This is a genomic window from Microbulbifer guangxiensis (assembly GCF_021729075.1).
GTDB lineage: Bacteria > Pseudomonadota > Gammaproteobacteria > Pseudomonadales > Cellvibrionaceae > Microbulbifer > Microbulbifer guangxiensis.
This window is the reverse complement of record NZ_JAJSAQ010000002.1, coordinates 28,941-42,290: the sequence shown is the minus strand read 5'-3', so window position 1 is coordinate 42,290 and position 13,350 is coordinate 28,941. Positions and strand designations below refer to the sequence as shown.

Here is a 13,350-nt window from a genome sequence, read left to right as displayed (position 1 = left end):
TCGGGACTTGATAGGGGTATTATGGATCGCTTGAAACGTGAGGGGCTGGGGATGACCTCCCAGCGAACCCGCAATCGGCTCATTCAGCGGCTGCGGGAAGAGGGAATCAGCAATGAGGCCGTACTTGATGTGATGGCCTCGACCCCGCGACATTTGTTCCTGGATGAAGCCTTGGCCATTCGCGCCTATGAAGATACTTCCCTGCCCATAGGCTACGGCCAGACCATCTCTCAGCCTTACATCGTCGCCCGGATGACAGAGCTGTTGCTCAGCCGGGCGAAGTCCCTGCACCGGGTGCTGGAAGTGGGGACGGGCTCCGGCTACCAGACGGCAATTCTCGCGCGGCTTGTGGACAAGCTGTATTCGGTTGAGCGTATCGGGCCACTACTGGAAAAGGCCCGGCGCCGTTTCCGGGAGCTCGGGCTCTACAATGTGGAGACAAGTCTCAGCAACGGTGGCTTCGGATGGGCCGAGGAGGGACCGTTCGACGCGATCCTGGCTGCTGCCGCTCCCGCCTCCATCCCCGCCGAGCTCAAGGAGCAGCTCGGTCCGGACGGTGTACTGGTGATGCCGGTCGGCAACGAGCGCCAGTTCCTTACCATTGTTTCAAGGCGAGGTGACAGCGAGCAGTTTGATGTCGAACGGCTGGAGCCGGTTCGTTTCGTGCCTTTGCTTGGCGGTGTGGTCCGATGAGCGGGGGCAAGAGTCGCCTTTGGGGGGTGGCCGCGCGGGGGATGGCCATGGGCGCAGCTGACGTCGTCCCTGGCGTCTCCGGTGGCACCATCGCCTTTATTACCGGCATCTACCAGGAACTGTTGGATTCCATCAGCCGGGTTGGCCCCCATGCGTTGACCGTGTTGCGTCGCCACGGCCCGCTGGTCGCCTGGCAGTACATCAACGGCAGCTTCCTGCTGGCGCTGTTTTCCGGAATCCTGATCAGTGTGGTGAGCCTCGCGCGCCTGATCGGCTACCTGCTGGATACCTACCCCATTGCGGTCTGGGGTTTCTTCTTCGGCCTGGTACTCGCCTCCGTGATCCCCATCCTGCGACGGGTGCCCCGCTGGAATACCGGTGCCCTGGTCTATCTGATCCTGGGGGTGCTCGTAGCGGTCGGTGTCAGTGAGCTGCGACCCGCCCAGATTCCGGCAACGCCCCTGACCCTGTTTCTCTCGGGTGCCCTGGCGATCTGCGCCATGATCCTGCCCGGCATTTCCGGCTCCTTCATTCTGCTAATGATCGGCATCTATCCCCATGTGCTGACAGCTGTCCACGAATTCCAGCTGGTGAAACTGCTGTCCTTTGCCGGGGGGGCGGTGACCGGTCTGATGCTGTTCAGCCGACTGCTCTCCTGGTTGATGCACCATTATGTGGCCAGGACTCTGGCTTTCCTGGGTGGCATCCTTCTGGGCAGCTTGAAGATCATCTGGCCGTGGAAATTGCCCAGTGAAGAGGTGGCGGCGCTTGGAGACAAAATGACTCCGCTGATGTCCAACACCACGCCATGGACCTATGCGGATGTCACCGGCGAGAGCAGTTACCTGTTATCAGCCGGGATCGCGGCGCTGGTGGCCGGTGCGATCGTTCTGGTGGTGGATCTCTGGGGACAGAAGCACGATGCGCACCAATAAGGGGCGCCTAAAACATTCTCGCCACATTTCTGGCTGCAGAAGTTCGGATCCGGGATATCAGTGGTCGTGAATCGCCCGAGGCTAAGCGAATTTTTTTAGACACTTTTTCCATAAATGCGCCCCCTTGATGTAAAAAGAGAATAATGAAATGTCGTGTCATTCAACATTTGTGCGGTTTCCACTGGCGGGACTTTAGTCCCTTGTCGGGTCAGGTTTTTCACTCTGTGTTAAAAATTTTAACCATAGCACTGCTAAGCCTTCTGGTGGCATCCTGCGCCAGCCACCCAGCGCCGACCCACTCGCTCGGACAGCCGCCGAGTGACCGGATCAGTCATCACACCGTAAGCCGCGGGGAGACGCTGTATTCCATTGCGTGGCGTTATGGCCAGGATTTCAAGTATCTGGCAGCCATCAATGGCATCGCGCCGCCATACAATATCTTTCCGGGCCAGCAGTTGCGGCTCGAGGGGCAGGCACTGGTATCCGCGCCCAAGCCAGCTCCCGTCCCGGTGCGGAAAGCAGCACCGGCCCCCAAGCCGGTTACGCAGAAAGCCCCCCCGAAAATAGAAAGATCTTCACCATCGACGGCGGCCCGGAAGCCTGTAAAACCGGCTCCCGCTGGTCAAGTCGCCTGGCGCTGGCCTGCACGGGGTCCGCTGATCAGCACTTTCCGCCCCAGAGACCCGCTCAGGAAGGGAGTTGATATCGCCGGGCAAAAGGGGGACTCTGTACTCGCAGCAGCCAATGGCACCGTGATCTACGCGGGAAGTGCGCTGAGAGGTTACGGGAAGCTGCTGATCGTTAAGCACAATGAGGAGTTCCTCAGTGCTTACGCCCACAACCACAAGTTGCTTGTGGAAGAGGGCAGCGAAGTGAAGGCGGGGCAGAGGATCGCGGAACTGGGTTCAAGTGGTACAGACCGCAACAAGCTCCACTTCGAAATTCGTAGAAACGGTCAGCCAGTTGACCCGTTAGCCTATCTGCCGCGCAATCCGTGAGGCGCCGACGGCCCTGTAAATAAAAATGGATTTTTATTTTGTACCACTTGAGGTAGTCACCGGATTCGTGACCTGCCCAAGGTCGGCAGAGCAGGGCTAGAGCCTCCAGCCAGGCGCATTGCGACTGGCTCGATGTCCCCTCCCTGTAACAAATTGCCCCAGCAGTTTGTCCTTTTCTCCGCCGCTCCTTGCTGTCCCCGAAACCGGCGACTGTCGCGCTCACAGCGGCCCACGCAGCGGTATTGCTGTGGTGCGACTGAGACTGGCAAACTTACAAGGAGTTGGGGAAATGGAAGCACATCGTCGCGACCAGCTGGCAGCTGGACAGGCAGACCTTCCTCCAGAGCTAGCAGCCAACGAAGGCACTACTCGCGGAAAGAAATCAGCAAAATCACAGACACAGGAAAAACCCAGCGGTCGATCCCGAAAGACCGCAGCCAAGAAAAACTCGGAACCTACCCCGCTCAAGGCTCGGGCACGCAGGTCAGATGGTGAAAACTACCTGCAGAAGAACCTCGATGCCACACAGCTTTACCTGAACGAAATCGGTTTCTCCCCGCTCCTTACCGCCGAGGAAGAGGTCTATTACGCCCGTAAGGCCCTCCGTGGTGACGCGGCGGCCCGCAAGCGGATGATCGAGAGCAACCTCCGTCTGGTGGTCAAAATTGCGCGGCGTTATGTCAGCCGTGGCCTGGCTCTGCTGGACCTGATCGAGGAGGGAAACCTCGGCCTGATTCGCGCTGTGGAGAAATTTGACCCGGAACGTGGCTTCCGCTTCTCTACCTACGCCACCTGGTGGATCCGCCAGACCATCGAGCGGGCGATCATGAACCAGACCCGCACGATTCGCCTGCCAATCCATGTAGTGAAGGAACTCAATGTCTACCTGCGGGCATCCCGCGAACTTGCGCAGAAGCTCGACCATGAGCCCTCGGCCGAGGAAATCGCGAACCTGCTGGAAAAGCCCGTTGAGGACGTGGAGCGCATGCTGGGGCTGAACGAGCGGGTAACTTCGGTGGATACACCGATCGGCCCCTCTTCAGAGAAGACCCTGGTGGACACGATCCCGGACCAGCAGGAGTCGGATCCAGCTGAGCTGCTGCAGGACTCGGACCTGTTTGAAAGTATCAACCGCTGGCTGGGCGAGCTGCCGGACAAGCAGTGCGAGGTAGTGTCACGCCGATTTGGGTTGCGCGGCTATGAAGCCAGTACTCTGGAGGAGGTTGGCAGGGAAATTGGATTGACCCGGGAACGGGTGCGCCAGATACAGGTGGATGCTCTCAAGCGCCTGCGCGAAGTCATGGAGAAGCAGGGGCTGGATGGGCTCTCACTGTTTGCCAACCTGTAACAGCAAATCCGATACCAGCCTGGCCTGATTCAGCGAACAGAAAACAAAGGGCCGTGGGATAACTCCCACGGCCTTTTTTGTTGGGTCGATGCCCGTGCCCGGTAACGTAGCAACTATTTCTGTACCCACCTGCCGAGGTTGTCCTGGTAGAACTCGCCGGGCCTGAGCCGGGCTTCCAGTTTTTCCGCCGCACGGGCCGCTACCTGGGCAATGTCGATGCCATTGCGTTTGGCGATCGCGGCATATTCGCGCTTGCGCTTGCTGTTGACCTCCGTGACCAGGCGCTCCAGTTCCGGGGAGGACTGGTCTACAACCGCGATATAACCGCTGTTGGCCTCGCCGACAAGTCCCTGTGACCGGGCCTCGTCCAGAGAAATGGCCAGGGCGGGGAAGGCAATGACCAGGCCGATAATCAGCAGTAATTGTTTGGTCAGCATTTTCATCATGGCTCCTTAGAAAATTCCCTCTTTATCCTCGAACAGATTGTCCAGCTCCCGGTCTACCTTGACGCGGATCTCGTGTTCAATCTTTACGTTGAGGTTCACAGTGATTGGCTCGCTTGGGGCCTGTACTGCCACCGTCGGCGTACAGGCCGCGGTAAACAGTGCGGCCATCAGCAGAGGGATAAGCAGTCTGGTGCCGGTCATGAGTCACTCCTGGATGTCAGCGTCATGCAATATTATCGGGCCTAGCTTAACCCAAACTGAACCCGATGCGTTCGTATCGTCACTCGAGCTTTTTCTGCAGTGCTTCGCTCAGGTCCCTGCTCGCTTGCAGTGAGCGGAGCATGGAGGGGATGTTGTTTTCCAGGTTCAGGTTGATGATGAGATCCCGATCTTTTGCCACAGAGTCGCTACGCCCCACCAGCTTCAACTGCAGCCGCATGTCCCCGCTCGGGGGATAGTTCAGGGTGCCGCCCAGCGTACGGAAACTATAGTCCTCCAGTGCCCCGGATAACATCTTGAGCTGCGGATTGCCTGCCAGCATCTGTGGTGAGAAGGCACCGTAGTAGCGCAGCCGTCCGCCCGGCGGTCGCGCCTCTACCGTGCCCGCCTCCACAGTGACTCCGTCAGGGCCGGTGACAAGCGGTATCTGCAGGTCGAGCGTACCGGAGGCGGCAAAGTTTTCTGCCTCCATTTCCTTTTCCAGGGCACGCAGGGAAATGCCCGAGGCAGTCAGCAAGCTGCGTCTCGGTTCGCTGTCCAGGTTCCAGGCCAGCGAGTCCGAGCTGACCTCGCCTCCCAGTAGCCTGGCGGACAGGGAGGAGAGGATGATATCCCGCTGCTCGGTCACAGAGAGATCGAAGCGGAGATCCGCAATGCCCATGCCAACGTCCAAAGCCGCCACAGATACCGGTTGGGGTGAAGAGGTGGCCCAGAAAGTGTCCGTGCGGCGGAGGCTCAGGGTCGTATCGATGCCTGTTGCGAAACTCTTGTCGTAAACGCCGGCGATACCATCGAGAGTGACCTGGATGCGATCTTTACTGGCCGTCGGCCAGGACAGTCGAGCGGTGCCAGCAAGGGTGCCGGCAACCAGGTCGAAGGGTAGCCCGGTTACAGAGTGGCTCAGGGGCTTTTCCTTACTGAAGTTGACAGAGGCGGTTTTCAGCGCAGCGCTACCAGCCTCAGCTTCAAGGTCGTGAGACCACTCTGCCTGCAGCTGCATATCCCCGACAGAAAGCTCGCTTTTCCCATGAAGTCGTCTGTCCTCGATGGACAGGGTCCCCAGCCCATCGAACTCCACAACAGTATCCTCCTGCCAGCGTAACCGCGCTCCGGAAACCCGATAGGGAGTATGCATATCCAGCCTGCCGTCCTGAATCACAGTTTTCAGAGATTCCAGGGACAGGCTGCCGTGAATTTCAATGTCGGGTTCAGCGATTCTTGCTGAGTCGGCCGTCAATTCTGGTGAGGCCTCACAGTGGGTCCGGGTAAATATCTGCTGGCACTGTATCGTTGGTGCTGCGATCTGCAGCCCGCTGGCACTGACAGTGTCACTGCTCAATTCCTGCACTGCCGCCTCGAACTCCGAGACAATGGCCTGGAGCCGGTCTTCTCCGCTGGTCAACTGCAGAGAGGTCGAAAATTCTAGTCCTTTAGCCTCGAAGGCCGGTTCGCGGACAGACAGGGCGGGAGATACCGCACTGATTGATCCACTGCAGCTGGTAGTCTTTGCAAGGCTGCAGGAGCTGTTCATCAAATGAAAACTGACCTCTGTTTCCTTTTTTCCGTCGCGCAGTCTGCCCTTTAGCTTTTTTGCAGACACGCTCAGGTCTCGCGGCCAGCCATCGGTAGAGAGAGTGATCGGTGCTTCCACTTTCATCTCGCTCTCAAGCCGTTGCCAGCCGAGTCTTTTCAGAAAGGACTGATCCGGTTTCTCGGGCAGGATACTGAAAGTCATTATGCTGCCGGGCTTGATGGTCAGGTTGCCCTTCTGGATCAACCGCGTGTCGGTCCCGACCGAATCCCGCTTTTGCGTGGGGGAGGGTAACGTCGCGTTCAATTCAAACAGGAGTGCCCCTCCGGCTTTCTCGAACGAGGTGAGCAATGCACCGGCGGCCGGCAGCTTTTCTTTCAGCAGGGGCAGGAGTTGTTGCGGGAGCAGGGTACCGGTGGCGTTCAGTATCGGCTCCCCGTCGGTGTCCTGTGCGCGCATTTCGGATGAAAGCAGTGGCCCGCCGCCATTGCCGGTGGTGGACGCTTGGATGGTAGCCTGCCCGGATAGCTGTGCCAGCTGCAACGGGCGCAGTGAAGCCACCTGCATCTCCAACGGAGTGTCTGTCTGCAGATTGATAGCCAGTGGCAGGAAGCTGTCATCGAGTACGATCATCGCCTGTTGGCTGGACACCTCGAGCCACAGGTTCTCATAGTCCGGCAAAGCCAGCAGGTTGTCAGGCAGGAGTCCACGGGCTTTCAACAGCAGTTCGCCCTCTGCACCTTTGACCGGCAGCAGTGTTTCTTCCCGTTGCAGCCATTTCAGCTGGGCGGTGGTGGCAATGGCCATTTCCCAGCGGTCGTCGGATTTCCTTTCAGCAGAGGCTACGAGCACCTGCGAGGCGGGTGCATCTCCCAGGTTCAGCTTGCCACGCAACTGCCACTGTTCGGTTGACGGGATGGCTGTGACCTCAGCGCGCAATGCAATGGACTCGTAGGTGCCGTGGATGGTGGAGGTGTCCGGGATTCGCTCGATTGAGAGCTTTGCCGCTGCTCCGTGACGGTTGCCTGAGCCAACGGTCCACGCCAACTGTCGAATCTCGATGCGGGCGGGCAACCGGACCAGTTGATCACCCAGTTCACTCAGAAGCAGTCTTCGGGAATCAGCGGTCTCGGCAGACTTGCTTTCCCCATCCCGGGTACGTCTGTCGCTGTCTGGTGTTGTCCTGCTGGATTTTTCTCCGGTGTCGGGGGTTGCAACGGGAGCGGTGTCGGATGGCTGCTCCGCTAATTCCAGTTTTGCCTCCCCGATCGTCAACTCACTGTCATTCGTAGCACCAAAGAACCCCAGTGGATGGGACAGCACGAGACGCTGCAGCTCTGCAGGTGTGCCGGAAGGCGTGACGAGACTGATTCGATCTATGTGGATATCCCCGCCGTACAAGCTGAGACCGCTCAATGCTTTAACACGGACTGCATCCTGGGCTGCATTGAGCAGGGCCAGTGCGGCCCTGTCCCGGTCACGCCACAGCCACCATGCTGCTACGAGTATGAGCAGCAAAATGACAATGGTGGCGCGGGGCGGTTTCGGCATAGAGTTCTCCGGTCAGGCTTGCGGCCAGCATCGATATGTGGAGACTGGAATGCTTTTCCTGCCGACTTCCGATCATTTACCTGGCAGTCCGGCAGCGTGATAGTTACCGGTTCAGTGTAACCGGCCACAGAGGAAATCTTAATGGAGTGCTTGATAAGAAGCTTTGATGGGAAAAGAAGCCTGAATCGACTGGTTGCGGCACTGGTTTTCCCGCTGGCGCTGTTCGCTACCGGTACCGAGGCATACGATCGGGTGGTGGGCGAAGGCTTTGCCAGTCGCTCACCGGTCCTTGCCACCAATGGCATGGCCGCCACCAGTCAGCCCCTGGCGACGCAGATCGCGCTGGATATCCTGAAGCGGGGTGGCTCGGCGGTGGATGCGGCAATTGCTGCCAACGCAGCACAGGGGCTGATGGAGCCAACCGGTTGCGGCATCGGTGGCGACCTGTTTGCCATCGTCTGGGATGCCAGGGAGAAGAAGCTTTTTGGCTTGAACGCCAGTGGCCGCTCACCCAAGTCGCTCCCGTTCTCTTATTTTGCCGACAATGGCCTGGAGCGCATTCCCTCCCACGGACCCCTGCCGGTATCAGTGCCCGGGGCTGTCGACGGGTGGTTTGAGTTGCACGGCGAATTCGGCCGGCTGCCCATGTCGGAAATCCTCCAGCCCGCCATCGACTACGCGGAGACTGGGTTTCCGGTCACCCAGCTTGTGGCCTATTACTGGAACCGCTCCGTACCGCGGTTGCAGGAGTTTCCAGGCTTTACGGAGACCTTCATGCCCGGGGGGCGCGCACCGCGAGAGGGCGAACTATTCCGTAATCCGCGACTGGCTAAAACCTACCAGCGTATTGCCGAAGGAGGCCGGGAGGCTTTCTACAAGGGCGATATCGCTCGGGAAATCGCCAACTATATGAAAGCCAATGGCGGATTCCTCTCCTATGAAGACATGGCATCCCACCAATCCGAATGGGTGGAGCCGGTGTCGACCAATTACCGGGGTTATGATGTGTGGGAGCTGCCGCCAAACGGTCAGGGAATCGCCGCGCTGCAGATTCTCAATATCCTCGAGAGTTATGATCTGGCTGCGATGGGGCGTACCAGTCCCGAATATGTGCACCTGTTTGCCGAGGCCAAAAAGCTGGCCTTTGAGGACCGGGCAAAATGGTACGCCGACCCTGCTTTCAACGAGATTCCTGTCCAGAAGCTGATTTCCAAACAGTATGCCGCCGAGCGGCGCAAACTGATCAACCCGGACCGGGCCAGCAAGCGCTATGACGCCGGCAACCCGGCGCTGCGCCATGGCGATACCATCTACCTGACCGTGGCCGATGCCGAAGGCAACATGGTCTCCCTGATCCAGAGCAATTACCGCGGTATGGGCTCCGGTATGACGCCGGGTGATCTTGGCTTCATCCTGCAGGATCGCGGCGAGATGTTCAGTCTCAGGGAAGGGCACTTCAACCAGTACCAGCCCGGCAAGCGACCATTCCATACGATCATTCCCGCGTTCATCACCCGCAATGACCAGCCTTACATGAGCTTCGGCGTCATGGGCGGCGCTACGCAGCCGCAGATGCATGCACAGATCGTGATCAACATGGTGGACTTCGGCATGAATGTGCAGGAGGCGGGCGATGCCCCGCGGATTCTCCACAGCGGTTCCAGCCAGCCCACGGATGAGGTCATGGCAGAGGGTGGTTACCTCAGCCTGGAAGACGGCTTTCCCATGGAAACCCGCCGCAAACTGGTGCAGATGGGGCACCAGGTGCGGTTTGAAAGTGGGCCTTACGGCGGTTACCAGGGAATCCTGCGGACCGACGATGGTGTTTATCACGGGGCTTCCGAGAGTCGCAAGGATGGACACGCCGCCGGTTATTGAGTCCCCTTGGCAGCGCCGGCCAGATCGTTATAGTGGTGGCCCCGCCTGACCGGCGGGGCAGTGTTCATTGCAGCAAGCGAGTCAGAATCATGAGAGATGCCCAGCCCAGTACGGTCTACCTGAAGGACTATCGCCAACCCGATTACCTGGTGGACAGCACCCGGCTGCGCTTTGAGCTGGAACCCAATAGCACGCTGGTGGAGTCCCGCCTGGCGGTTCGCCGCAATCCCGCTGCCGGTGAGGGGCTGCCACCCCTGCGGCTCGATGGAGTCGATCTGGAACTGATCTCAGTGGCGATGGACGGCGTTCCCCTCTCCAAGGAAGAGTACACCTGCCACGCCGAGGGATTGATCATCCCTGTGCACCGCGCGGAGTTCACCCTGGAGATTCACAACCGGATCGATCCGGAGCGCAACACTTCCCTGGAAGGCCTGTACCTGTCCAATGGTATGTACTGCACCCAGTGCGAGGCCGAGGGATTCCGCAAGATCACCTACTACCCGGACAGGCCTGATGTCATGTCCCGGTTTACCACGACTATCGTCGCGTCGAAGGATTACCCGGTACTGCTCTCCAATGGCAATGAGATCGAACGCGGTGAGGTCGATGCCGATCGACACTTCGTCACCTGGGAGGATCCATTCGCCAAGCCCGCCTACCTGTTTGCCCTGGTGGCGGGGAAGCTGGAAAAAGTCGAGGATCACTTCACCACCATGAGCGGGCGCGAGGTGACGCTGCAGATCTTCACCGAAGCCAAGAACATCGGCAAATGCGCCCATGCCATGCGCTCCCTGAAAGCCGCCATGCGCTGGGACGAGGAGGTATATGGTCGGGAATACGACCTGGATATTTTCATGATCGTTGCCGTCGACCACTTCAATATGGGGGCAATGGAAAACAAAGGGCTGAATATCTTCAATTCCGCCTGTGTGCTGGCCAGCCCGGAAACGGCTACCGATGCGGCATTCCAGCGTATCGAGTCCATCGTCGCCCACGAGTATTTCCACAACTGGTCCGGTAACCGCGTGACCTGCCGGGACTGGTTTCAGCTGAGCCTGAAAGAGGGCTTTACCGTGTTCCGCGATGCGGAGTTCTCCGCAGATATGAATTCCCGCGCGGTGAAGCGTATCGAAGATGTCTCCATGCTGCGCACTTCACAGTTCGCCGAAGATGCCGGGCCAATGTCCCATCCGGTGCGCCCGGATTCTTACATGGAGATTTCCAACTTCTATACCCTGACGGTCTATGAAAAGGGCGCAGAGGTGGTGCGCATGATTCACACCCTGCTGGGGAGCGAGGGTTTCCGGCGCGGCAGTGACCTGTATTTCGAACGCCACGATGGCTGTGCGGTGACCTGTGAGGATTTCGTCGCCGCCATGGAGGACGCCAATGGCGTGGACCTGAAACAGTTCCGCCGCTGGTACAGCCAGGCGGGTACCCCGGTGCTGGAGATCGACGACGACTACGACTCCGCTGGCAAGCGCTATACCCTCACCGTGCGCCAGTCCTGCCCGGCAACACCAGGCCAATCAGAAAAGCTGCCGTTCCACATTCCTTTAAAGCTCGGCCTTCTGGCGGCGGATGGCAGCGAACTGGCACTGGACAGTGAGGGAACGAAGGAAACCGTGCTGGAAGTGACGGCGGCAGAACAGGTATTCGTCTTCGAAAATATTCCCGAGCGGCCACTGCCGTCCCTGTTGCGCGGATTCTCCGCGCCTGTGAAGGTGCGTTACGGCTACACACCGGCCCAGCTCCGGCTGCTAATGCGCGCAGACACCGATGCCTTTAACCGCTGGGATGCCGGCCAGCGGCTGGCATTTGGCGCACTGGCGCAACTGCAGCGGGATTATCGCGCGGGAACAGAGCTGCAGTTGCAGCCGGAACTGCTGGAAGCGTATCGGAGCGTTCTGCAACAGGAAGATCTGGATCCGGCACTGGTGGCCGAGATGCTCACATTGCCGAGTGCCCAGACGCTGGCAGAGGAGGCCGACATCATCGACGCGGAAGCCATCATCGCAGCGCGCAAGTTTACAGAGCGTGCATTGGCCGAAGCACTGTATGAGGAGCTGTTGCAAACGTACCAGAGACTGGATCATGACAAGCCCTACCGCCCGGTTGCCGACGATATTGCCGAGCGCCGCCTCAAGAACACGGCATTGGCCTATCTCTGTATTACCGAGCGGGAAGAGGCGCTGCAGCTCGCGGATAGCCAGTTCGCCTCAGCGACCAACATGACCGATAGCGCGGCTGCCCTGGCAGCGCTGGTCAACCGTGGTGATGACCAGCGTGCATCAACTGTCCTGCACGATTTCTATGAGCGCTGGAAAGAGGACGACCAGGTGGTGGAGCTGTGGCTCTCCGTTCAGAGCAGCAGCCCGAGGCGCGGCACACTGGAAGCGGTTCGCGCATTGATGGCGCACCCGGCATTCGAGCTGACCAATCCCAACCGCGTGCGTTCGGTGATCGGCGCTTTTGCCAATCGCAACTTTGAACAATTCCACCAGGCGGATGGCAGTGGCTTCCGTTTCCTGGCGGAGCAGGTGATTGCTCTGGACAAGCTGAACCCGCAGATTGCCGCACGCCTGGTCACTCCGATTACCCGCTGGAAGAAATACACCGAGGGACCGCGTGAGAAAATGCATGCCGCACTGCAGTCGGTGATGGATGCCGGTCAGCTATCTGCCGATCTCTACGAGGTGGTCAGCAAGAGCCTCAAAACGGACTGAGTAGGCGGGCAGGCGGATTGCGCTTGCTCTTGCGGTCGGGACTATCGGAGTATGCTGTCCCGGCAGCGCCCCAGCTGAACCAGCCGTAATTCACTGTCCTCGAGGGAGAGTTCGGTGACCGAGGTATAGTCCGGCCGGAACTGGCGGATACGGCTGTCCCGGCGGATCGACGCAACCACCGAGTTGATCACCATGAAGTGACAGAAGATGGCTGTGTCCGCCTCCAACTCATGGAGAAAATCCATGATCCCCGCACGCCACTCCAACTGGTGCGGGGCCAGTTCATGCCACTCTTTTTCCAGCAACCCGCGGATCCACGGTCCACGCTCGGACAGCGGCAGGTCCAGGGGCGAGGGGATCTCGGTCACCAGCGGTTCGATGATCACCTGCTGCTGCCAGCTCTCGGCCAGGGGTTTTGCCGTCTGCCGTGCGCGTTGCATGGGGCTGCTGACCAGGGATAGTGGTGCTTCGTCAGCCATGTCCGCTGCCAACTGGCGCGACTGTTCCTCCCCGAGTGGAGTCAGTACCGGATCGCTGATCGAGGGCTTCTTCAGCGCTTCGCCGTGGCGAATCAACAGAATACGGGGCATGGCGATTTTCCTGTGTAGTCTGGGCCTTCACTACCCGTGACAGCCAGGTTGAGATCTTCCGCCGGCACGAGACTGTCAGCATACAGGACTGAAATATTTTCAGAGGCCCTGTCACAGGGCCCACTTCCTGTGGGAGGCTCCGGCCTCAATTTCCTACGGGGTGCTGAGCGCTTGTAATGTTTTCTCGCTCCGTCACGTTATTCCTTTGAACCTCGTGCCAAAGATCTCGATCTCGCCTGTGGGAACGGCAAAACCGCTTTTCAGCAGCCGAACCAGTATAGCCGGGCGTAAAAGCGGGTTCTTCCTCGCGGAAGTCCCAGAGTTCAGTGGGCACAGACCCCAGGGATTTGACCTATGGAACCTGGATAAACGTGAGGGGAGTGACGGGAGAGGAACTGAAAATTCTGCCCGGGATAATCCCGGGCAGTCTTGAAA

The 13,350-nt window shown here is 59.2% G+C and carries 10 protein-coding genes; 6 read left to right on the top strand and 4 right to left on the bottom strand.

Annotation, left to right across the window (positions count from 1 at the left end):
* Positions 1–21 precede the first annotated feature (21 nt).
* From LVD12_RS04410 to rpoS, 4 genes are all read left to right on the top strand, one after another.
* Positions 22–693 (top strand): protein-L-isoaspartate(D-aspartate) O-methyltransferase, encoded by a 672-nt coding sequence (locus LVD12_RS04410; RefSeq protein ID WP_237065967.1) that lies wholly within the window; start codon positions 22–24, stop codon positions 691–693.
* A gap of 47 nt (positions 694–740) precedes the next feature.
* Positions 741–1,628, top strand: coding sequence for a DUF368 domain-containing protein (locus LVD12_RS04405; protein WP_237065965.1), 888 nt, complete (start codon positions 741–743; stop codon positions 1,626–1,628).
* Between the two features lie 143 nt (positions 1,629–1,771).
* Entirely contained in the window at positions 1,772–2,626 is an 855-nt protein-coding gene (locus LVD12_RS04400) for a peptidoglycan DD-metalloendopeptidase family protein (protein ID WP_237065963.1), read from the top strand.
* A 289-nt stretch (positions 2,627–2,915) separates the two neighbouring features.
* A complete protein-coding gene (gene rpoS / locus LVD12_RS04395) occupies positions 2,916–3,974 on the top strand; it encodes an RNA polymerase sigma factor RpoS (RefSeq protein WP_237065961.1) in 1,059 nt (352 codons plus the stop codon).
* A gap of 113 nt (positions 3,975–4,087) precedes the next feature.
* Here rpoS and LVD12_RS04390 read toward each other — a convergent pair whose 3' ends face one another.
* The 3 genes from LVD12_RS04390 to LVD12_RS04380 all read right to left on the bottom strand — a co-directional run bounded on the left by LVD12_RS04390 (position 4,088) and on the right by LVD12_RS04380 (position 7,721).
* Positions 4,088–4,417, bottom strand: coding sequence for a YdbL family probable chaperone protein (locus LVD12_RS04390; protein WP_237065959.1), 330 nt, complete (start codon positions 4,415–4,417; stop codon positions 4,088–4,090).
* A 9-nt stretch (positions 4,418–4,426) separates the two neighbouring features.
* Positions 4,427–4,621: a YnbE family lipoprotein gene (locus LVD12_RS04385; protein WP_237065958.1), complete on the bottom strand. Its 195-nt coding sequence runs from the start codon at positions 4,619–4,621 to the stop codon at positions 4,427–4,429.
* 79 nt (positions 4,622–4,700) lie between these two features.
* Positions 4,701–7,721 carry an intermembrane phospholipid transport protein YdbH family protein gene (locus LVD12_RS04380; protein WP_237065957.1) on the bottom strand — a complete coding sequence of 1,007 codons (3,021 nt, stop codon included), beginning with the start codon at positions 7,719–7,721 and terminating at the stop codon, positions 4,701–4,703.
* A 141-nt stretch (positions 7,722–7,862) separates the two neighbouring features.
* On the opposite strand from LVD12_RS04380, the gene ggt reads away from it, so the two are divergent.
* Both ggt and pepN read left to right on the top strand, forming a co-directional pair.
* The gene (ggt, locus tag LVD12_RS04375; protein WP_237065956.1) at positions 7,863–9,599 is read left to right on the top strand and encodes a gamma-glutamyltransferase; all 1,737 of its coding nucleotides are present in this window, start codon (positions 7,863–7,865) and stop codon (positions 9,597–9,599) included.
* An 89-nt stretch (positions 9,600–9,688) separates the two neighbouring features.
* Positions 9,689–12,325 (top strand): aminopeptidase N, encoded by a 2,637-nt coding sequence (gene pepN / locus LVD12_RS04370; protein ID WP_237065955.1) that lies wholly within the window; start codon positions 9,689–9,691, stop codon positions 12,323–12,325.
* Positions 12,326–12,366: 41 nt separating this feature from the next.
* Here the strand turns inward: pepN and LVD12_RS04365 are convergent, their stop codons facing one another.
* Positions 12,367–12,915 carry a histidine phosphatase family protein gene (locus LVD12_RS04365; RefSeq protein ID WP_237065954.1) on the bottom strand — a complete coding sequence of 183 codons (549 nt, stop codon included), beginning with the start codon at positions 12,913–12,915 and terminating at the stop codon, positions 12,367–12,369.
* Positions 12,916–13,350 lie beyond the last annotated feature (435 nt).